This window comes from Stenotrophomonas sp. C-A, assembly GCF_054030835.1.
Genome location: NZ_CM132916.1, coordinates 3,664,834 through 3,686,786 on the forward strand (window position 1 = coordinate 3,664,834; position 21,953 = coordinate 3,686,786).

Annotated in this window: 16 protein-coding genes; 7 read left to right on the forward strand and 9 right to left on the reverse strand. The window is 66.9% G+C overall.

Annotated elements, in window-relative coordinates; genetic code table 11:
* Positions 1-320: 320 nt before the first annotated feature.
* Genes otsB through otsA form a run of 3 tightly spaced genes read left to right on the forward strand, consistent with a single transcriptional unit; the run spans position 321 to position 4,261 of the window.
* Positions 321-1,079, forward strand: a complete 759-nt coding sequence (gene otsB / locus ACW5IY_RS17120) for a trehalose-phosphatase (RefSeq protein WP_049437277.1) — start codon at positions 321-323, stop codon at positions 1,077-1,079.
* A 39-nt stretch (positions 1,080-1,118) separates the two neighbouring features.
* Positions 1,119-2,900: a glycoside hydrolase family 15 protein gene (locus tag ACW5IY_RS17125; protein ID WP_049437333.1), complete on the forward strand. Its 1,782-nt coding sequence runs from the start codon at positions 1,119-1,121 to the stop codon at positions 2,898-2,900.
* Positions 2,897-4,261 carry an alpha,alpha-trehalose-phosphate synthase (UDP-forming) gene (gene otsA / locus ACW5IY_RS17130; RefSeq protein ID WP_010481544.1) on the forward strand — a complete coding sequence of 455 codons (1,365 nt, stop codon included), beginning with the start codon at positions 2,897-2,899 and terminating at the stop codon, positions 4,259-4,261. The genes ACW5IY_RS17125 and otsA overlap by 4 nt, the downstream gene beginning before the upstream one ends.
* A 72-nt stretch (positions 4,262-4,333) precedes the next feature.
* Here the strand turns inward: otsA and ACW5IY_RS17135 are convergent, their stop codons facing one another.
* The 4 genes from ACW5IY_RS17135 to rluD are packed head-to-tail and all read right to left on the reverse strand — an operon-like array spanning position 4,334 to position 7,032.
* A complete protein-coding gene (locus tag ACW5IY_RS17135; RefSeq protein WP_049437280.1) occupies positions 4,334-4,771 on the reverse strand; it encodes a thiol-disulfide oxidoreductase DCC family protein in 438 nt (145 codons plus the stop codon).
* Positions 4,746-5,252: a DUF4166 domain-containing protein gene (locus ACW5IY_RS17140; RefSeq protein ID WP_049437281.1), complete on the reverse strand. Its 507-nt coding sequence runs from the start codon at positions 5,250-5,252 to the stop codon at positions 4,746-4,748. Before ACW5IY_RS17140 ends, ACW5IY_RS17135 begins: the two co-directional genes overlap by 26 nt.
* A gap of 20 nt (positions 5,253-5,272) precedes the next feature.
* Entirely contained in the window at positions 5,273-6,043 is a 771-nt protein-coding gene (gene pgeF, locus ACW5IY_RS17145) for a peptidoglycan editing factor PgeF (protein ID WP_049437282.1), read from the reverse strand.
* Entirely contained in the window at positions 6,043-7,032 is a 990-nt protein-coding gene (gene rluD, locus ACW5IY_RS17150; protein WP_010481528.1) for a 23S rRNA pseudouridine(1911/1915/1917) synthase RluD, read from the reverse strand. The genes pgeF and rluD overlap by 1 nt, the downstream gene beginning before the upstream one ends.
* 113 nt (positions 7,033-7,145) lie before the next feature.
* On the opposite strand from rluD, the gene ACW5IY_RS17155 reads away from it, so the two are divergent.
* On the forward strand, positions 7,146-8,033 hold the full coding sequence (locus ACW5IY_RS17155; protein WP_029379759.1) for an outer membrane protein assembly factor BamD: 888 nt from the start codon (positions 7,146-7,148) through the stop codon (positions 8,031-8,033).
* A 200-nt stretch (positions 8,034-8,233) separates the two neighbouring features.
* Positions 8,234-9,436 (forward strand): lipase family protein, encoded by a 1,203-nt coding sequence (locus ACW5IY_RS17160; protein WP_049437284.1) that lies wholly within the window; start codon positions 8,234-8,236, stop codon positions 9,434-9,436.
* 120 nt (positions 9,437-9,556) lie between these two features.
* Here ACW5IY_RS17160 and ACW5IY_RS17165 read toward each other — a convergent pair whose 3' ends face one another.
* The 3 genes from ACW5IY_RS17165 to sucC form a co-directional block, all read right to left on the reverse strand.
* Positions 9,557-11,191, reverse strand: a complete 1,635-nt coding sequence (locus ACW5IY_RS17165) for an NAD+ synthase (RefSeq protein WP_049437286.1) — start codon at positions 11,189-11,191, stop codon at positions 9,557-9,559.
* Between the two features lie 225 nt (positions 11,192-11,416).
* Positions 11,417-12,292, reverse strand: coding sequence for a succinate--CoA ligase subunit alpha (gene sucD, locus ACW5IY_RS17170; RefSeq protein WP_005410793.1), 876 nt, complete (start codon positions 12,290-12,292; stop codon positions 11,417-11,419).
* A gap of 20 nt (positions 12,293-12,312) precedes the next feature.
* Positions 12,313-13,482 carry an ADP-forming succinate--CoA ligase subunit beta gene (gene sucC, locus ACW5IY_RS17175; protein ID WP_004154430.1) on the reverse strand — a complete coding sequence of 390 codons (1,170 nt, stop codon included), beginning with the start codon at positions 13,480-13,482 and terminating at the stop codon, positions 12,313-12,315.
* A 405-nt stretch (positions 13,483-13,887) separates the two neighbouring features.
* On the opposite strand from sucC, the gene ACW5IY_RS17180 reads away from it, so the two are divergent.
* Positions 13,888-15,501, forward strand: a complete 1,614-nt coding sequence (locus ACW5IY_RS17180) for a sensor histidine kinase (RefSeq protein ID WP_457326802.1) — start codon at positions 13,888-13,890, stop codon at positions 15,499-15,501.
* A gap of 60 nt (positions 15,502-15,561) precedes the next feature.
* Positions 15,562-16,935: a sigma-54-dependent transcriptional regulator gene (locus ACW5IY_RS17185; protein ID WP_049437289.1), complete on the forward strand. Its 1,374-nt coding sequence runs from the start codon at positions 15,562-15,564 to the stop codon at positions 16,933-16,935.
* A gap of 173 nt (positions 16,936-17,108) precedes the next feature.
* Here the strand turns inward: ACW5IY_RS17185 and pilB are convergent, their stop codons facing one another.
* Complete coding sequence (gene pilB, locus ACW5IY_RS17190; RefSeq protein WP_049437291.1) at positions 17,109-18,836, reverse strand: type IV-A pilus assembly ATPase PilB; 1,728 nt, start codon at positions 18,834-18,836, stop codon at positions 17,109-17,111.
* A gap of 13 nt (positions 18,837-18,849) precedes the next feature.
* Positions 18,850-21,906, reverse strand: a complete 3,057-nt coding sequence (locus tag ACW5IY_RS17195; RefSeq protein WP_053091875.1) for a fused MFS/spermidine synthase — start codon at positions 21,904-21,906, stop codon at positions 18,850-18,852.
* Between the last annotated feature and the right edge of the window lie 47 nt (positions 21,907-21,953).

The following is a 21,953-nucleotide window of genomic DNA, read 5'->3' on the forward strand; positions in this document are numbered from 1 at the left end:
TGGTCCGCACTGCCTGGGTTCAATGCAGGCTGACCCTTTGTGCGGACCAACGGTCCGCACCCACCGGAAGTGATCGCTCTCGGTGGGTGCGGACCGTTGGTCCGCACTGCCTGGGTTCAATGCAGGCTGCCCTTTGTGCCGACCAACGGCCGGCACCCACCGGAAGTGATCGCTCTCGGTGGGTGCGGACCGTTGGTCCGCACTGCCTGGGTTCAATGCAGGCTGCCCCTTTGTGCCGACCAACGGTCGGCACCCACCGCAGCAAGGCCGTAGCCTGCCCTCGACCCCACGTACACGCCCACGCTGGCAAGCTGGGCGTCATGGCTGAACCGCTCCCCCTGCGTCCGCCACCTCCATTGCTGGACGATGCCTGCGCGTTGTTCCTTGATGTAGATGGCACCCTGATCGAATTCGCTGCACGCCCGGATGCCGTGCAGCTGCTGCCAGATGTGCGTGAAGCCATCGGCCGCATCAGCGACCGCCTGGAAGGTGCCGTGGCACTGGTCAGTGGTCGCCCGCTTGAACAGCTGGATCAACTGTTCGCTCCCCTGCAACTGCCTGCCGCCGGCCTGCACGGCCATGAGCTGCGTGGCCAGGATGGTCGTGTGCTGCGCGACGAACACGACGACGACACCGCCGAATGGCTGCACGCACTGCACCAGCAGGCGATGCGCTTTGCCCACGGGCATCCCGGCGTGCTGGTGGAAGACAAGGGCGTCGGGCTGGCCCTGCACTGGCGCGGCGCACCGCATGCCGCCAGCGATGTCCGCGCCTTCGCCGACCGCCACGTGCGTGGTCGTGCCAGCTACCGCTTGCAACCTGGCGACCATGTGGTCGAGTTCGTGCCCGTCGGCACCGACAAGGGCCGTGCCGTGCGCCGGATGATGCAGTACCTGCCGTTCCGCGGCCGCCTGCCGGTGTTCATCGGTGATGACCTCACCGATGAATTCGGCTTCGACGCCGCCAACGTCCAGCATGGCTGGAGCGTGCTGGTGGGCGAGCGGGAACCCAGCAAGGCGGTGTTCGCGCTGCCCGACATACGCAGCGTGCACGCCTGGCTGCGTGAGAATGCCTATTGACCCGGCCACCCCACGGCCGCAACCGAGATGTACCGCGTGATGACCCAACCCGATCTTGATCTGGGCGTGGTCGGCAACGGCAGCTTCGGCGCCCTGGTCGACAAACGTGCCCGCGTTGTCTGGAGCTGCCTGCCCACCTTCGACGGCGACCCCACCTTCTGTGCCCTGCTCGGTCCCAACCAGCAGACCGGTGGCGACTTCGCCATCGAGCTGGAGGACTTCGCCAGCAGCGAGCAGGAATACCTGACCAACACAGCGATCCTGCGCACCGTCCTGCGCGACGCGCACGGTGGCGAACTGGAAATCCTCGATTTCGCCCCGCGCTGGCGCCAGAACGACCGTTTCTACCGCCCGGTCAGCCTGATCCGCCAGGTGCGTCCGCTGGCCGGCAGCCCGCGCATCACCGTACGCGCACGCCCGCTGGCCGACTGGGGCGCGCGCGTGCCGGAGTCCACCTGGGGCAGCAACCACGTGCGCTGGATCCTGCCCGAGCATGTGCTGCGTCTGACCACCGACGTGCCGGTGCGCTTCGTGCGCGACGGCCTGCCGTTCGTACTCAACCATCCCATCCACCTGATCCTGGGCGTGGATGAATCGCTCAACCGCTCGATCAGTGGCTATGTGCAGGAAGCCTTCCAGCGCACCCGCGACTACTGGCGTGAATGGGTGCGTTACCTGTCCATTCCGCTGGAATGGCAGGATGCGGTGATCCGCAGTGCGATCACCCTGAAGCTGTGCCAGTACGAAGACAGCGGCGCGATCATCGCGGCGATGACCACCTCCATTCCGGAAGCCCCCGGCAGCGTGCGCAACTGGGACTACCGTTATTGCTGGCTGCGTGATGCCGCGTTCGTGGTGCGCACACTGAATCGCCTCGGCGCAACGCGCACGATGGAACAGTTCCTCGGCTACATCTTCAACCTGGCCACCACCGACGGCACGCTGCAGCCGCTGTATGGCATCGGCTTCGAGGCCAAGCTGGACGAGGACGAAGTACCCAGCCTGTCCGGCTACCGCGGCATGGGACCGGTGCGCCGCGGCAATCTGGCCTGGGTGCAGCGCCAGCACGATGTCTACGGCAGCGTGGTGCTGGCCTCCACGCAGCTGTTCTTCGACCGGCGCCTGCAGGACCCGGGTGATGCGCACACCTTCGCCCGCCTGGAACCCTTGGGCGAACAGGCGTTCGCCCTGCACGACGTACCCGATGCGGGCCTGTGGGAGTTCCGCGGCCGCACCGAAGTGCACACCTACACCAGCGCGATGTGCTGGGCGGCGTGCGACCGCCTGTGCAAGATCGCCGTGCGCCTGAAGCGCGATGACCGCGCACGCTACTGGCGCGAGCGCGCCGACACCATCCACGCCCGCATCATGGCCGAATCCTGGAACGAGGAGCTGGGCCACTTCACCGATACCTTTGGTGGCCACCGGCTGGATGCCTCGCTGCTGCTGCTGGCCGACATCGGCTTTATCGACGCGCTGGATGCGCGCTTCATTGCCACCGTCGACGCCATCGGCCGCGACCTCAAGCATGGCAATTCGCTGTACCGCTATGTCGCGCCGGATGACTTCGGCGAGCCGGAAACCAGCTTCACCATCTGCACCTTCTGGTACATCGATGCGCTGGCGGCGATCGGGCGCATGGACGAAGCACGCGAGATGTTCGAGCTGCTGCTGAAGCAGCGCAACCACCTGGGCCTGCTGTCGGAGGATCTGGCCTTCGACAGCGGCGAGGCCTGGGGCAATTTCCCGCAGACCTATTCGCACGTCGGCCTGATCACCGCCGCGATGCGCCTGTCGCGGTCCTGGCAGGAGGCATCGTGAGCCGTCTGGTGGTGGTTTCAAACCGCGTGGCGGTGCCGGGCGAGAACCGTGCCGGTGGCCTGGCGGTGGGCCTGCTGGCCGCGCTGAAGGAACGCGGCGGCATGTGGTTCGGCTGGAGTGGCAAGAGCGTGCGTGATGGCAGCGGCACGCTGCACACGCAGAAGGACGGTGACATCGAATTCGTCACCCTCGACCTGAGCAAGCGCGAGGTGGACGGCTACTACAACGGCTTTGCCAACCGCACCTTGTGGCCGCTGCTGCATTTCCGTCTTGATCTGGTCGACTACGACCGTGGCACGCGCGAGACCTACCATAAGGTCAACGCGCTGTTCGCTGACAAGCTGGCGCCACTGCTGCGCGAGGACGACATCGTCTGGATCCACGATTACCACCTGATCCCGCTCGGCGCACTGCTGCGCGAGCGTGGAATCGGCTGCCGCATCGGCTTCTTCCTGCATATCCCGATGCCGTCGGCCGACCTGCTGCAGGCGATGCCCGACCACCTGCGGCTGTTCTCCGCGCTGTACGCCTACGATCTGGTCGGCTTCCAGACCCAACGCGACGCCGATCGCTTCCAGACTTACCTGCGCCTGTTCGGTGGCGGTCGCGTACTCGACAACGGTGAGTTGGAAGCGCCGGGCGGGCGCCGCTTCCGTGCGGCGGCTTTCCCGATCGGCATCGACACCGAGCTGATCGCACGGCAGGCCGGCACCGCCGCCACCAAGGCCGCGGTAAAGAACCTGCGCAACAGCCTGCGTGATCGCCAGCTGGCGATCGGCGTGGATCGCCTGGATTACTCCAAGGGCCTGCCCGAGCGCTTCCTCGGCTTCGAGCGCTATCTTGAGCGCCACCCCGACCAGCGCGGCTCGCTGACCTACCTGCAGATCGCGCCGGTCTCGCGCGGCGACGTCACCGAGTACCGGCAGCTGCGCAGCCAGCTGGAACAGATCGCCGGCCACATCAACGGTGGCCACGCCGAACCCGACTGGACGCCGCTGCGCTACGTCAACCAGAACTTCACGCACGCCACCCTCACCGGCTTCTACCGGGCGGCGGCGGTCGGCCTGGTCACGCCGCTGCGCGATGGCATGAACCTGGTGGCCAAGGAATACGTGGCCTCGCAGGACCCGGAAGATCCGGGCGTGCTGGTGCTGTCACTGCTGGCTGGCGCCGCAGACGAACTGAAGCAGGCGCTGCTGGTGAACCCACATGATCTGGACGGCGTGGCCGACGCCATCGCCACGGCAGCGACGATGTCGCTGAGCAGGCGCAAGGAGCGCTGGCACGCGATGATGGATCACCTGCGCACCTACGACATCAACCACTGGCGCCGCAGCTATCTGGACGCGCTGGAAGGCTGAGGGAAAAAGGGGACGGAGGGGATTAAGTCGTTTGTGCACAAACGACTTAATCCCCTCCGTCCCCTTTTTTCTTCAATCCAGGAACCGCGCGGCCTGCTCCGGTGCGGGCAGGTAACAGGCGTCATGCCGCCCGAACCAGCGGTAACGGTTGCGCGCCAGCGCGCGATACGCGGCATCACGCCAGCCGCGCGGCACTGCCCGCAGCACGCCGCTCAAACGCCAGGCGCCGCCCAGCCCCGCCAGCACGCGCAGGATCGCATCGGTATCGGTCCAGGCGCCCTGCGCGTCCAGCAGCAGGAACGACATCGGGTCCTGCGGGTCCAGCCCATGCGCGCGCAGCATCGCGCTGCCCTGCGCGCCCTGCATCGCCGCAAAGCGATAGCGCCCCCTGCGGTCGAAGCGCAGCAGGAAGCGCACCCAGCGGTTGCACAGCGCGCATACGCCATCGAATACGATCACCGCGCTGCCGGTCTCGGTGGAAACCTCACTGCGGTTCGAGCCAGCCTTCATAGCGGATCAGGGCTCCCACCCAGGGCAGCGTCACATCGACCAGGAAAGTGTAACGCTCACCCTGCCAGGCTTCGCGGCAACGCACGCCACCAAACCAGCGCCTCGGCAGCGGCAGCAGCCCGAACGCCCAGACCCGCCGCACCGGCCAGTCGATGCCACCCTCGCGGGCCTGCAGATCAAATTCGAAGCGCACCGCGCCCAACTGCTCGCGCAGGTATCCCTCATGCGCCCACAGCCGCGACACCATCGGCCCGCGGCCAAAACGCCGCGCCCACTGCTCGCCCTGCCCGTGTGCTCTGAACGCCACTTCGGTCGGCAGCGCGTCTCCGTCCTTTGGCAACCGCGCCAACGCAGCCAGCAGCGGCACCAGCCAGTGCCGTCCCCGCTCGATCCGTGCCTGCCCCACGTAGCGGCACGGCAGTGGTGCGGCATGCAGCGCCTGCACCGGCGCGGCCAGGGTGGCAAAGGCCGGCCCCAGCACGCGCGCGAACAGCGGCGGAGTCAGGGCGCGATCCAGGCCAGCGTCGCCATACGCCCGGTACGACGGTCACGCCGGTGCGAATACAGGTCCGGATCGGCCATGGTCGACACCGTGCCGCCATGCACCTGCGCCGGGTCCATGCCCGCCGCCTGCAGGCGCTGGCGGGCCAGCGCGAACAGGTCCACCTTCCAGTGACCGGAGCGCGTCGCCACGAACGCCGCTTCGGCGGCCGGATCATGGCCGACGAAGGCGTGGTAGACCTCCTCGCCGATCTCGTAGTCGGCCGGTCCGGCGGCCGGGCCCAGCCAGGCCCGCAGCTGCGCCGGCGGCGTCTGCATGGCGGCCACCGTGGCCTCCAGCATGCCGTCGGCCAGGCCACGCCAGCCTGCGTGGGCCGCGCCCACCTCACTGCCATCGGCGGCGGCGAACACCACCGGCAGGCAGTCGGCGGTCAGGATCGCCAGCACCACGCCCGGCACCGAGGTCACCGCGGCATCGGCCACCGGTTCGCTGGCGCCGGGCACCGGCGGCGCGCTGAAGCGCAGCACGGTGCTGCTGTGCACCTGGCGCAGCCAGTGCGGGGCCGACGGCAGCGCCAACCCCTGCTGCAGCAGCTGGCGGTTGTGCTCCACGTTGGCGGGGGTATCACCATCGGCCGCGTGCCGGTTGCCCAGGTTGAACTGCGCGAACGGCGCCGGCGAAATGCCCGCACCGTGCCGGCGCGTGGTCAGCGCATGGATGCCCGGAGGCGCCGGCCAGTCCGCCTGCAGCAAGGGCAGCGCGGCAGCCATCACCAGCGGTCCCGCTCGCGCGCGGCGAAGGCTTCGCTGTCTTCGCGCAGCACCTTCATCAGGTGCAGCATGTCGTCCGGCACCGGCGCGGTGTTGCGCACCGGCTCACCGGTGATCGGGTGCGTGAACTCCAGCGTCTCGGCGTGCAGGGCCTGGCGCTTGAAGCCGCGCAGCGCGGCCACCAGCTCGTCGCTGGCGCCCTTGGGCAGCTTCAATGCACCGCCGTACAACGGGTCGCCAATGATCGGATGGCGCACATGCGCCATGTGCACGCGGATCTGGTGGGTACGGCCGGTTTCCAGGCGGCACTCCAGCGCGGTATGCGCACGGAAGCGCTCGCGCAGGCGGTAATGGGTAATCGCTTCCTTGCCGTCCTCGCGCACGGCCATCTTCAGGCGGTCGCGCGGGTGGCGGTCGATCGGGGCATCAGCGGTACCGCCGGCCACCAGCGCGCCCATCACGATGGCCAGGTACTGGCGGTGCACGTCGCGTGCGGCCAACTGCTCGACCAGCGCGGTCTGCGCTTCCAGGGTCTTGGCCACCACCATCACGCCGCTGGTGTCCTTGTCCAGGCGGTGCACGATGCCCGCGCGCGGCAGTACCGCCACTGACGGGTCGCGGAACAGCAGGGCGTTGACCAGGGTGCCGCTGTGGTTGCCGGCGCCCGGGTGCACCACCAGGCCCACCGGCTTGTTGATCACCAGCAGGTGCTCGTCCTCGAACAGCACGTCCAGCGGAATGTCCTCCGGCTGCGCGTCGGTCTGGGTTTCCAGCACCACGTTGAGGGTCACCACCTCGCCGCCGCGCAGCGGATCGCGCGGGCGCACCTGGGCGCCGTCCAGCAGGACCTCACCGGCCTTGATCCACTCGGTCAGGCGCGACCGCGAGTATTCGGGGAACAGTTCGGCCACGACGGCGTCGAAACGGCGGCCGGCAGCGGTGTCGGGGACGATGGCCTGGCGGGCCGATTCAGAGGGTTGTTCAGACATGGCAGGGGGCATTCTTTGAAATTTTGGGGTCCCGGCGGCCGGTTTCAGTCGCTGGACAGGACACTAGGCTATCATCGACCCTTCGTATTCCAGCCGCGTCCCGCCTCGACCCCATGATCCGACGCTCCGCCATGCTCTCCGCGCCCGTCCGCCTCACCGCCCTGCTGCTGGTGCTGGTCATCGCCGCCACCGGCTGCCACCGTGGTGCCAAGAAGGGTGATCGCCCCGATGAAGGGACGCCGGTCGAACAGTTGTACGAGAAGAGCCACAAGCTGATGCAGGGTGGCAACTGGAGCGGCGCCGAAGCCAGCTTCCGCCGCCTGGTGGCCCAGTATCCGTACGGTCCGTACACCGAGCAGGCGATGATCGAGACCGCCTACGCCCAGTACAAGGCCGGCAAGCACGATGACGCGGTGTCCAGCATCGACCGCTTCATCCGTACCTACCCGACCCATCGCAACATCGCGTACCTGTACTACCTGCGCGGCCTGGCCAACTCCAACCGCAGTACGGTTTTCCTGCGTCGCGTATGGTCGCTGGATGCCAGCCGCCGCGATCTGTCCACGCCGCACCAGGCGTATTCGGACTTCAACATCGTGGTGGACCGCTACCCGAACAGCCGCTATGCCGCCGATGCGCGCCAGCGCATGCTGGAGCTGCGTGACGTGTTCGCCCAGCACGAGCTCGACAACGCCCTGTACTACATGCGCCGCGGCGCCTGGGTCTCGGCCGCCGGCCGCGCCAACTACCTGCTGGAAACCTACCCGCAGAGCGCGTTCCAGTACGACGCCGTCGCCGTCCTGGCCGATTCCTACACCCACCTGGGCAACAAGACCCTGGCCGACGACGCCCGCCGCGTCCTGCAGCTGAACCAGCCGGACCACCCGTGGCTGGAAGGCAAGTGGCCGAAGTACCCGTGGATGATCCGCAAGCTGAACCCGTTCGCCGGCGAAAAGTCCGCCAGCACCGGCCAGCGCAACGCGCGACTGGAAAAGAAATAAGAGAGGGCCCCGCAAGGGGCCCTTCTTCTTTTGTAGCGTCGAGCCATGCTGGACTGCCCTCCTCATCAGCCTACCCGCACCGGGGCCGGCACCTAGGAATTCTACGAATCCCCGGCGGATGCGACGCCGGTCCCAATCGGCGCGGGCAAGGCCCTCCACACTGCGGCGCAACGGCCATCCCGGCCGTCAAGGAGCGCCCCATGACCCCACTGCCCCGCCGTTTCCGGCCCCTCGCCGGCCTCCTCGCCACCGCCCTGCTGGCGCTGTCCTCGCCCCCCCTGGCCGCCGCACCGGTTGCACCGGGCGATCTGCTGTCTGCTGCCCCCTATCGCGCGTCATGGGTGCCGTCCAAGGCCGCGCAGGCCTACAAGCTGCACTACCGCACCCCGGATCATCGCGGCCAGCTGGCCGAAGGCACCGGCCTGCTTTACCTGCCCGCCGGCGCGGCTCCTGCAGGCGGCTGGCCGGTGGTGTCCTGGGCACATGGCACCCAGGGCATTGCGGATCGCTGTGCGCCCTCGGTGTCCGGCCCCTACCAACCCGAACGCGACGGGCGCTTCCTCGATCAGTTCCTGGCTCAGGGCTATGCGGTGGTCGCCGCGGACTACCAGGGCCTCGGCAGTCCAGGTGACCATGCCTATCTGCATGTGCGCACTGCCGCGCGCAACGCCATCGACCTCGTCAAAGCCAGCCGCCAGTACCTGGGCAACGCAGCGCTGTCGCCGCGCTGGGTCTCGGTCGGCCATTCGCAGGGTGGCGCCGCCGCGCTCACGGCAGGCCACATCGCCCCTACCTATGGCGGGCCGGCGTTGCACTACCGCGGCAGCTTCACCACCGGTACGCCCACCGCCGTCGAGCTGACCGCGCTGGTGATGAAGCCCGAAAACCGCACCGCCAATCCCGGTGCAGTCAACGCGTATCACGCGTATCTGCTCGACGGCCTGCTGCAGGTCGCGCCGCAGATCGACCGCGTCCTCAGCGACACCGGCCGCGCCCGCGTGGCAGTGGCACGTGAGCAGTGCCTGGGCGAACTGGCCGCCACCCTGGACGGTGCGGATACCGGCAGCATGTTCACTGCAGCGCTGACCAGCGTGCCGGGCATCTGGGCGGTGTTGTACGACTATCTCGGCGTACCGCGCCGCGGCTTCAGCCAACCACTGATGCTGGGCCATGGCAGCGCGGACCGCGATGTGCCCTATCTGACCACGCTGCTGTACGCCGCAGGCCTGGCCCTGCGAGGCGAGCCGGTCGCGTTCCGCCGCTACCCGGTCGACCACCGCGGCACGCTGGATGCGGCGGCGGCGGATGGCCTGGCATTTGTGCGTGCACGGCTTGAGGACGGCCACTTCAACGAAGCTGCGGAAACCTCCGGCCTCGAACAGCTGCTCGACGAAGCCCGGTAGATCCACGCCATGCGTGGATGATCTTCGACCATCGTGCGGACCAGGGTCCGCACCCACCGGAGAGGGCCAACGGGTTGCCGGCCATCGGCCGGCACTCCCTGTCGTCTGCTGGATCGGACCTCAGCCCTTGTAGCCGTTGCTGATCGGGTAACGACGCTCACGGCCGAACGCCCGGCGCGAGACCTTCGGCCCGGGCGCGGCCTGATGCCGCTTCCACTCGCTGATGCGCACCAGGCGCAGCACGCGGTCGACCACGGTCGCGTCGTAACCGGCCGCTACGATCTCCGTGCGCGACTGCTCCTGGTCGATGTAGCGGTACAGGATGCCATCCAGCACGTCATAGGCCGGCAGCGAATCCTGGTCCAACTGGTTCTCGCGCAGCTCGGCCGACGGCGGGCGGCTGATCACCGCCGGCGGGATCACCGGTGCACCGCCCACGGTATTGCGCCACTTCGACAGCCCGAACACCTCGGTCTTGTAGAGGTCCTTCAACGGCGCATAGCCACCGCACATGTCGCCGTAGATGGTGGCGTAACCGACCGCGTACTCGCTCTTGTTGCCGGTGGTCAGCAGCAGGCCGCCGAACTTGTTGGCCAGCGCCATCAGGATCACGCCACGGCTGCGCGACTGCAGATTCTCTTCGGTCACGTCCGGCGTGGTGCCCTCGAACATCGGCGCCAGCGATTCCATCAGGCCCTTGAACGCCGGCTCGATCGACACCGCCTCCAGCTTCACGCCCAGTGCCTGGCACTGCTCGGCCGCCAGGTCATTGGACAGGCCTGCGGTATAGCGCGACGGCAACCGCACGGCGGTGACGTTCTCGGCGCCCATCGCGTCCACGGCCATGGCCAGCACCAGTGCCGAATCGATGCCACCGGACAGGCCCAGCCACACCTTCTTGAAGCCGTTCTTGCGGCAGTAGTCCTGGATGCCACGGGTCACGGCACGCCAGGCCAGCGCGTCCATGCTCTCGTCGCCATCGTCCATCCACACGTGCGGCATGAAGCGGCGGGTTTCACCGTCGTACTCCACCACCAGCCACTGGTCGACGAAGGCGGCGGCGGCCGGGTGCACGGTACCGTCGCCATCGGCCACAACCGAGGCGCCATCGAACACCAGCGCGTCCTGGCCACCGACCACATTGAGGTAGGCGATCGCCGCCCCGCTCTCACGGGTGCGCGCGGCCAGCACCGCATCGCGCTGGGCATGCTTGCCGCGCTCGTACGGCGACGCATTCGGCACCACCACCAGCTGCGCGCCGGCGCGCACGGTGTCGGCCAACGGCTCGGCGAACCACAGGTCCTCGCAGATCAGCAGGCCGACCGGCACACCGTTGACCTCGAACACGCAGCTGCCGCCATCCGGATCGACATCGAAGTAGCGGCGCTCGTCGAACACCGCGTAGTTGGGCAGTTCACGCTTGCGGTAGGTCTGTTCGACCAGGCCATCGCGCAGCACGCTGGCGGCGTTGTAGACCACCGCGCCGGCCGCCTGCGGCCAGCCAACCACGGCGGTGATGCCACGGCAGGCGGCAGCGATGCGGGTCATCGCCTGCTCGCACTCGTACAGGAAGCCCGGGCGCAGCAGCAGGTCCTCCGGCGGGTAACCGCTCACCGCCAGCTCGGGGAACATCACCAGCTCGGCGCCGTACTCGTCGCGCGCCTGGCCGATCATCTCGATGATGCGCTCGGTGTTGCCGGCGACATCGCCGACCGGGAAGTCGAACTGCGCCATCGCGATGCGGATCGAAGCCATTGGGAATCCAGCCTGTGGTTGCAATGCCGCCATTGTAGCGCTGTGCCATGCGCGCGCCGGGCGCGCTCACTGCGTGGACAGCCCTGGCTCAGTAGATCCACGCCGTGCGTGGATGGGCCGACCAGGCGGCCGCCAGACGCAGAAAAGCCGCCCGAGGGCGGCTTTTCCAAAGCAAGCCGAGCGTGGGCTCGGCTCTACAGAATCGGCTGCCAGAGGCAGTCGATCTTATTTCACCAGCTTGGCGATGGCCGCACCCAGGTCGCCCGGCGAACGCACAGTGACGACGCCAGCAGCTTCCATTGCAGCAAACTTGCCTTCGGCAGTGCCCTTGCCGCCCGAGGCGATCGCACCGGCGTGGCCCATGCGCTTGCCGGCCGGAGCCGACGCACCGGCGATGAAACCGACGACCGGCTTCTTCACGTGGTTCTTGATGTACTCGGCGCCGGCTTCTTCGGCGTCACCGCCGATTTCGCCAACCATGATGATGCCTTCGGTCTGCGGGTCTTCATTGAACAGCTTCAGGCAGTCGACGAAGTTCAGGCCGTTGATCGGGTCACCACCGATGCCGATGCAGGTGGACTGGCCCAGGCCGACTTCGGTGGTCTGCTTGACCGCTTCATAGGTCAGGGTGCCCGAACGCGACACGATGCCGATCTTGCCCGGCTGGTGGATGTGGCCCGGCATGATGCCGATCTTGCACTCACCCGGGGTGATGACGCCCGGGCAGTTCGGCCCGATCAGCACGGTGTCCGGATGCGAACGGGTCAGCACGTTCTTGACGCGCAGCATGTCCAGCACCGGGATGCCTTCGGTGATGCAGACGATGACCTTGATGCCGGCAGCAGCGGCTTCCAGGATCGCGTCGGCCGCGTACGGCGGCGGCACGTAGATGACCGAAGCGTTGGCGCCGGTGCTCTGCACGGCGTCGGCAACGGTGTTGAAGACCGGCAGGTCGATATGGGTGGTGCCACCCTTGCCCGGGGTCACGCCGCCAACAACCTGGGTGCCGTACTCGATCATCTGAGTGGCGTGGAAGGTGCCCTGCTGGCCGGTGAAGCCCTGCACGATCACCTTGGTGTTCTTGTTAATCAAAACAGACATGGGAATTCCTTGGTGTCGAATCAGGCAGCGTTCTTGACAGCTTCAACGATCTTCTTGGCGCCATCGTTGATGTTGTCAGCCGGGATGATGGCCATGCCGCTGTCACGCAGCAGCTGCTTGCCTTCTTCCACGTTGGTGCCTTCCAGGCGCACCACGACCGGAACCTTGACGCCCACTTCCTTCACGGCGGCGATGATGCCTTCGGCAATCATGTCGCAGCGGACGATGCCGCCGAAGATGTTGACGAAGATGCCTTCAACCTTGTCCGAGGACAGGATCAGCTTGAACGCTTCGATGACGCGCTGCTTGTTGGCACCGCCGCCCACGTCCAGGAAGTTCGCCGGCTCGCCGCCGTTGAGCTTGATGACGTCCATGGTGGCCATGGCCAGGCCGGCGCCGTTCACCATGCAGCCGATGTTGCCGTCCATGGTGACGTAGTTGATGTCCAGCTCCGAAGCGATCACTTCGGTCGGATCTTCCTGGGTCTTGTCGCGCATGGCGACCAGGGCCTTCTGGCGGAACGCGGCGTTGTCGTCGCTGTCGAACTTGCCGTCCAGCGCGTACAGGTTGCCGTCGTCCAGGATGGCCAGCGGGTTGATTTCAACCAGGGCCAGGTCCTTTTCGTTGAACAGGCGGTACAGGTTCACCATGATGCTGGCGAACTGGCCGGCCTGCTTGGCGGTCAGGCCCAGCTTGAAGCCGAAATCACGGCCGTGGTAGCCCTGCACGCCTTCGACGAAGTCGACGTTCAGCGAGTGGATCAGCTCCGGGGTTTCAGCAGCGACCTGCTCGATTTCCACGCCGCCTTCCGAAGAGGCGATGTAGGTGATGGTCTTGGTGCCACGGTCGACCAGCACCGACAGGTACAGTTCCTTGACGATCTCGCCGGCGGTGGTCACCAGCACCAGGTTGACCGGCAGTTCAACGCCAGCGGTCTGGTAGGTGGCCATCTTGGTGCCGAGCATCTTGGCCGCAGCGGCCTTCACGTCGTCGGTGGTCTTGCAGAACTTGACGCCGCCAGCCTTGCCGCGGCCGCCAGCGTGGATCTGCGCCTTCACCATCCAGGGGCCCTGGCCCAGGGAGTTGGCAGCGGCAACCGCTTCGTCCGGGGTCGCAGCGACCTTGCCGGCCGGGACCGGGATGCCGTACTCGGCAAGCAGTTGTTTTGACTGGTATTCGTGGAAATTCATGCGTCACCGTGGGAATAGGAACGACCGCACGCAATTCCTCAGGGCCCCGGCGGGGCGCCGGCATGGACCGCGGCGGGCCCACTATTGTGGCCGAGCGAGCGCCGGGGCGCAAAGAAGTCTGTACAAAACGCCAGACCCGGCCAGATTTCCACCGTCATTCAGGCAGTTGCGCCCGGGCCGCCGTTGGCCACCGGTATCCACGGCGGGCCAAATGCGCGATCCGGGCGGCTCCGGCGGCGTCCTGCCGGGGGCCCTATACTGGTCAACCAAGGTGTGTAGTGTCGGGCCTGCCCGGCTGCTTCCACCGCAGGCCACAGAGAAGCGACGTACCCGCCCGGCTTCAGGGGATGCCAGGCAGGGCCGCCGCAGATTCCAGACCCAGGCAGCCAGAAGGGGAGTTCCGGCGTGTCACCCAGTGCTTCATTGATCGACCGCATCGAATCGATTCCGCGGCGTGAGCTGTACTTCTTCGCGCTGTACCGGGTGCTGATCGCCGCGGTCATCGCCGGCCTGCTCTACAGCCCCCTGTCCGGCATGGTCGGCGAGGCCCATCACCCGCGCCTGGCCGATACCGTCGCGGCCATCTATCTGCTGCTGTCGCTGCTGGCCCTGGCGATCGGCCGCAACGAACGCTGGCTGCGCCCGATCGTGGTCAGCAGCGTGCTGGTGGACATCATCGCCGCCACCCTGCTGGCGCATGCCCTGCCCGGTGCCAGCGCCGGCATCTCGATGTCGCTGCTGTTCAACATCGCCGCTGCCGCCACCCTGCTGCCATTGAGCTGGGGCTTGGGCCTGGCGATCGTTGCCAGCCTGGCCACCGGTACCGAATACCTCTGGAAGGTGCTCGAAGGCGGCGACCCCACCCGCACGCTGGCCGAGCTGGCCATGTTCGCCACCAGCTACCTGGCGCTGGCCTTCATCAGCTACCAGGTGGGCAACCGCGCGCGCCGCAACCAGCAGCTGGCCAACCAGCGCGGCGACGAAGTGGCCAACCTGTTCCAGATCAACGAACTGATCATCCGCCGCATGCGCACCGGCGTGCTGGTGGTGGACGCCGACAACCGCATCACCCTGGCCAATGAAGCGGCCTCGATGCTGCTCGGCGACAACGACGGCATCGGTGAGACAGGACGCCTGGATCTGGCCAGTGCCGCGCCGGAACTGGCGCGCCGCCTGCAGCGCTGGCGCAACGGCTGGGCGCAGGACGAACTGCCGCTGCAGCTCAACCCCGACCAGCCGGAAGTGCAACCACGCTTCGCCCGCCTGCTGGCCGGCAGCGAGCTGGCCCTGGTGTTCCTGGACGTTTCCAGCGTGGTCTCGCGGCGCGCCGAATCGCTCACCCTGTCGGCGATGGGCCGCTTCTCGGCCAGCCTCGCCCACGAGATCCGCAATCCGCTGGCGGCAATCAACTACGCCGTGCAGCTGCTGGAAGAAGGCACCGGTTTCAACGAAAGCGACCGCCGCCTGCTGCAGATCATCCGCCAGCAATGCCAGCGCACCAACGGCATCGTCGAGAGCGTGCTGGGGCTGGCACGGCGCGAACGCGCCACGCCCGAGAACGTCGACCTGGTCGCCTTCGTGCGCCGCTTCGTGCTGGAGTACAAGCAGGGCCAGACGCTGGAAACCGACAGCATCGAACCGATCATCAGCGACACGGCGGTGATGGCGCAGGTCGATACCAAGCACCTCTACCAGGTGCTGACCGTGCTGGTGCACAACGCACTGAAGTACGGCCGCATCGGCCAGCAGCCGGCGCGCGTGCGCCTGCGCGTGGCGCAGCACGAGCGCAGCGCGGTGATCGACGTGATGGACCGCGGCCCCGGCATTCCCGAGAGCGTGGCCGCGCAGTTGTTCCGTCCGTTCTTCACCACCTCCGAGCACGGCACCGGGCTGGGCCTGTATATCGCCCGCGAGTTGTGCCGCGCCAACCAAGCACGGCTCGACTACATCCCGGTGCCCGCCGGTGGCTCCTGCTTCCGCCTGGTGCTGCCCGGCCCGCACACGCTGTTGCCCACCTGATTCCAAATCTGTGCGTCAAACATTTGTCGCTTCCAGCCCCCTCGTTTATCTTTCACGCCCATGAACGAAACCCGCAGCGCCCTCGTCGTCGACGATGAACGCGACATCCGCGAACTGCTGGTACTGACCCTCGGCCGCATGGGGCTGCGCATCAGTACCGCCGCCAACCTGGCCGAAGCACGCGAGCTGCTGGCCAGCAATCCGTACGACCTGTGCATCACCGACATGCGCCTACCGGATGGCAACGGCATCGAGCTGGTCAGCGAGATCGCCCAGCACTACCCGCGCACGCCGGTGGCGATGATCACTGCGTTCGGCAGCATGGACCTGGCCGTGGAAGCGCTGAAAGCCGGCGCCTTCGACTTCGTCAGCAAGCCGGTGGACATCTCGGTGCTGCGTGGCCTGGTCAAGCACGCGCTGGAACTCAACAACACCGAACGCCCTGCGCCCGGCCCCGCCACCGAACAGGCTGCACGCCTGCTGGGCGCTTCGCCGGCCATGGACGTGTTGCGCACCACCATCGGCAAGGTCGCGCGCAGCCAGGCGCCGGTCTACATCCTCGGTGAATCCGGGGTTGGCAAGGAACTGGTCGCTCGCACCATCCACGCCCAGGGCGCGCGTGCCGCCGGCCCGTTCGTGCCGGTCAACTGCGGCGCCATTCCCGGCGAGCTGATGGAGAGCGAGTTCTTCGGCCACCGCAAAGGCAGCTTCAGCGGCGCGCATGCCGACAAGCCCGGCCTGTTCCAGGCGGCGCACGGCGGCACCCTGTTCCTGGACGAAGTGGCCGAGCTGCCGCTGCAGATGCAGGTCAAGCTGCTGCGCGCGATCCAGGAGAAGTCGGTGCGTGCGGTGGGTGCCCCCACCGAAGAACCAGTGGACGTGCGCATTCTCTCGGCCACGCACCGTGACCTGGCAGAACTGGTCGAGGACGGGCGCTTCCGCCACGACCTGTATTACCGCATCAACGTGATCGAACTGAAGGTGCCGCCGCTGCGCGAGCGCCGCCAGGACCTGCCGGAACTGGCCGCCGCCGTACTGGCGCGGCTGGCCCGCAGCCACGGCCGTGCCACCCCGCTGCTGGCGCCGTCGGCGCTGGAGGCGCTGGCCCACTATGCGTTCCCGGGCAATGTGCGCGAGCTGGAGAACATTCTGGAACGCGCGCTGGCACTGGCCGAAGAAGACCGCATCGGTGCCGACGACCTGCGCCTGCCCCAGCACGCCCCGCGTGCGCCGGGCAGTGCCGCGCCCGCCGAAGCCGTGGCCGACCTGCAACCCGGCAGCGCCGCCCTGCCCTCATACATCGAGCAGCTGGAACGCAGCGCCATCCAGCGCGCGCTGGAAGAGAACCGCTGGAACAAGACCCGGACCGCCGCGCAGCTGGGCATCACCTTCCGCGCGCTGCGCTACAAGCTGAAGAAGCTGGGAATGGAGTAGAGCTGAGCCCATGCTCGGCTGCGCGGTGGTCGGGACCGCGCCATCCACGCATGGCGTGGAACTATTATGGGATCCGTGGCCGATCATCCACGCATGGCGTGGATCTACTGTAGAGCCGAGCCCACGCTCGGCTGCTCTTCGGGCCATCAGCCGAGCATAGGCTCGGCTCTACATCAATCCTTGGTAACGCGATTGATCTCGGCCAGGCTGGTCACACCCGCGGCCGCCTTCTTCAACGCCGACTGCCGCAGGTCATTCACCCCGATCTGCTGCGCCGCCTCGGCAATCTGCAGCGCGTTGCCACCGGCCAGCACGATGGTGGCGATCTCATCGGTCATCGGCATCACCTGGTAGATGCCGGTTCGGCCCTTGTAGCCCTCGGTGCACTCATCGCAGCCCACCGCCTCGTACAACTGGATGCCCGCGTCCAGCTGCGCCTGGGTGAAACCCTCGGCCAGCAGCGCATGATCCGGCAGGTTGGCCGGGCGCTTGCAGTTGCCGCACAACCGGCGTGCCAGGCGCTGCGCGATCACCAGCGTCACCGAGCTGGTGATGTTGTACGGGGCGATACCCATGTTCATCAGGCGCGCGATGGTCTGCGGCGCATCGTTGGTATGCAGCGTGGACAGCACCATGTGGCCGGTCTGCGCCGCCTTGATCGCAATCTCGGCCGTCTCCAGGTCGCGGATTTCGCCGACCATGATGATGTCCGGATCCTGTCGCAGGAACGAGCGCAGTGCCGCGGCGAAGGTCATGCCGCGCTTGTTGTTCTGCTGCACCTGGTTGACGCCGGGCAAGCGGATTTCCACCGGGTCTTCGGCGGTGGAGATGTTGCGCGTCTCGTCGTTGAGGATGCCCAGCGCGGTATACAGCGACACGGTCTTGCCCGAACCGGTCGGGCCGGTCACCAGCACCATGCCGTACGGCTTGTGGATGGCGTCGTGGAACAGCTTCTGCTGGTCCGGTTCGTAGCCCAGCTTGTCGATGCCCAGCTTGGCCGCGCTGCCATCGAGGATACGCAGCACCACTTTTTCACCGAACAGGGTCGGCAGCGTGCTTACGCGGAAGTCGATCTGCTTGGTCTTGGACAGGTTGAGCTTGATGCGTCCGTCCTGCGGCACGCGCTTCTCGGCGATGTCCAGCTGCGCCATCACCTTCAAACGCGCGGCAATGCGCTGGTTCAACTTCACAGGCGCGCGCGCCACCATCTTCAGCAGGCCGTCGATGCGCAGGCGCACGCGGTAATCGTCTTCGTAGGGCTCGAAGTGGATGTCTGATGCGCCCTTGCGGATGGCATCGACCAGCACCTTGTTGACGAACTTCACCACCGGGGTGTCGTCACCCTTGGCGTCGATGCCGGAGTCGCCGCCCGCGTTGTCTTCGTCACCCAGGCCAACGTCAAGGTTGGCCATGCCATCGTCGTCGCCGCTCAGCGCGTCGCCGATGGTGTCATGGCTGGCGTGCCATTGCTCCAACGTGCGGCGGATCTGGTCTTCATCGACCAGGATCGGCTCCACCACCAGATTGGTGTGGAACTTGATCTCATCCAGCGCATGGGTCGGGTTGCTAGTGCCCACGAACAGCTTGCCGCCGCGTTTGAACAGCGGCAGCACGCTGTGTTTGCGCAGCAGCTCTTCGCTGACCAGGCTCATCGCGTTCTGGCTGGCATCGAAGGTGGACACGTCGAACAGGGGCATGCCGAACTCGACCGCATTGGCGGCAGCGAGCTGCGAAGCACTGACCAGCTTGTTCTGCGCGAACCACGTCGGCAGCGGCTGACGGGCCGCCGTGGCCTTGGCCATGGCGTCGCGGGCAGAGGCCTCATCCAGGGCACCGTCCTGGACCAGACGGCGGGCCAGGCCGGTGATGCCGACGAGGTTGGGAGGGGAAACAACGCTCATGGTCTTCCTCGTATCACTTTTGCCCTGACGGCTGGGAATCAGCGGTTGCAGCCGGAACCGGGCCGGTGGAGGCCAGGTAGCTCAGCAGGCGCAGTGGCCCGTTCCTTCGAGCGTCAGGCGCAAGCGCCTGCCAGTACTGGTCCGTCAGCTGCCGCGACGCTGCGGTATCCCCCAGCGACCGTGCGGCATGTTGCATTGCACCGAACAGATAATAGCCCGAGCCGGCATCGGCCAGCAGAGCCGGACCATGCTCGCCCTGCAACAATCGACGTCCTTCCGTTAGTACGGTGTGGTGATCGTCGGTGGCCGCCGCAGCGACCAGCGCCAGGCTGGCAGACACGGTCGCATCCTGCGGCGAGCAGTCCATCCACGCTCGCTGTGACCACAGCGCCGCACGTTGCTCGGCCGCCAGGAACGGCGAGGTATCACTGAACAGCGCGAACAACAACTGAGTACTTTCCAGCGGCGCCTTGTCCAGCTCGCAGCGAGCTGCAAGCCCACGCAGCGCTTGGGCACGCAGCCAGTCAGCGGCACTGACATCCTGCGACGGTCCGGCATTGCCTTGCAGGAAAGCGGCCAGCGCCCGCGCGGCAGGACGCTTGTCATCGCGGCTCGATGCGGGCTGGGCGCGATCCTGCGCTTCGCCACCCACACGCGTGTCATCGGCCCGAGCCACGACCGCCCAAGGCGCCACCATCACTTCCTGGAAGTCACGGGTGAACGCGCGCTGGAAGCGCGCCACGGGTGCCTTCAGCCTCAGCGTAGGGAAGTAGTCGGAATTGCGCGCGGCCGGATACAACGGCACGAAGGCTCTCAGCGCAGCGTCGTCCATCGACAGCGTGCCCTGCAAGTCCGCCAGCGAATGCACGCCGATGCGCGCAAGCTCTGCACGTAGTGCAGGTTGCTGGAACAGGCTGTCGTTCATCGGCGGCAACTTGCCCTTCGGCGTTGCCACGAGGATCAGGTCGCCGCGGTTGGCCAGGTAGGCGCGCGCATCGGAGAACTGCTCCAACATGCCTGCCAGCACCGAACTGACCAGCTCGGGCGTGATCTCATACATCTGCAGCCACTGCACGAACACGCCACCTTCGTTGAGCTGCTGCGGCACGAACGCATAGAACTCATCGCTGAACAGCGCCGCCGTGCCGCCTACCCACGGGTTGGAGGGTTCGGAAATGATCAGATCGTACTTGCGTGGGCTCGCAGCGAAATAGGACTTCGCGTCGTCGATCACCACATGCGAACGCGAGTCCTTAAAGGCACGTTCGACACGCTTACCAAACAGGCGTGCGCCCTCGACCATGGCCGGTTCGATCTCCACCGTGTCCACCCGACCAACGCGACCATCGCCCAGCAGCGTGTGCGTGCTGAGCCCGGAACCGAAGCCGATCACGCCGACGCGCTGGTAGTCCTCGCGCAGTGCCAGCGGCAGTGCCGCCAGCAGGATCATGGTCGACTCGTCGCTGGTCGGCGCCTGCTGCATCGACACCGACATGGCCGCGTCCACCTTGCCGTTGGTGGCAATGGCACGCATCTGGCCGCCCGCGTGCGGATTCTCGTAGACCGCCACGGTGGCGGTCTGCCCATCGCGGGAGAACAGCATTCGCGCGGTATCGGCCAAGCGCACGTTGCCATGGCGGTAGACGGAGGAATTGAGTACCAGTGGGTCGAACCGCACCAGCAGCACCGCCGCGATCATGCCGGCGATGCCCAAGGCACCAGCCTGCCATGCCGGCGAACGCAGCCCGCCCTCATGCGGCGCTCGCACGCGCTGCAGCAGCACCCAGCCAAGCGTGATATCCACCAGCGCGGCCACCAGCAAGGCGTACTTCAAGCCCAACAGGGGCATCAACAGGTGGATGGCCGCCAGCACACCCACTATCGCGCCCAGCGTGTTGGAGGCATAGGCTTGGCCGATCGAGCGCTCGCCGTGGCTGCTGCGCAGCAGCGCTAGCGTCAGCAGCGGAAGCGTCATGCCAGCGAAGAACGCGGCCGGGAACATCACCAGCCCGGCAATTACCGCACTGGCCAGGTTGTACAGCACGTATCCGTCGGCGCTGCGCACGATGACCCGCATCAACCAGCCCACCCAGTCAAAGGCCTGGGCGTACACGAACATCGAGGCCAGCGCGGCCAGCCCCATCCAGACCTGCACCCAGCCGGCCACCCGCAGCGGTGATTGCATGCGGTCGGCACGGCGGCGCAGCCACAGCCCACCAAAGGCGATACCGAGGATGAAGGCCGCCAGCATCAGTTCGAAGGAATGCAGCGTGGTGCCCAGTGCCAGCGACAGCATGCGCACCCAGGTGATCTCATAGACGAACGACGATGCACCTGTACCGGCGGCCACCAGAAGCACCAACAGCACCGGCACCGCACTGCGGCGGGGCCCGTCGGACGTCGGCGCGAGCGACGGACTGGAAATCACGGCCGGGGCACTGGCGTCGCGAGTCAAGGGATAGACCACGATGGCTACGACGATGTTGAGCAGGCCCGCACTGAGCACGGTGCCAGGCAGACCTACGACCGGCAGCAGCAGGTAGGTCGCCGCCAGAGCACCGGCCGCCGCGCCCAGGCTGTTGGAGAAGTACAGTCCAGCAAGTACCTCGCCCTGTGCCATCGGCTGCAGGCGTATGTAGCCGGCGCTCATCAGCGGAAAGGTCGCCCCTAACAGGACGCATTGCGGCAACACCAACGCGGTCGCTAGCACCCAGCGCAGCGCCGTGGAGGACGACCCTTCCATGCCGGGCATGAGGTGGGTGTATGCCCAACCAGTCACGCCCTGGAACAGCCCGTCGAAGCCTATGCCGAGCACACCGATCACCAGTTCGATGACGGCATAGGCCATCAACGGCCGCCGGAGCAACGCGCTGCGCCGGCTGACCAGCCACGCGCCCAACGCCATGCCGCCCATGAACAGGATCAGCACCAGAGACTGCGCATGCGAGGAATGCCCAAGGAACAACCCCAGGTACTGCGTCCAGATGGACTGGTAGATCAGCCCGGCGAACCCAGAAAGAACAAAGATCAGAAGCAGCCACGGACCGTGACCGTTGGTGATGCGGTTCATTGCGAGCTCCCCAGCCGCATAATTCAACCGTGAACAAGACACTATCG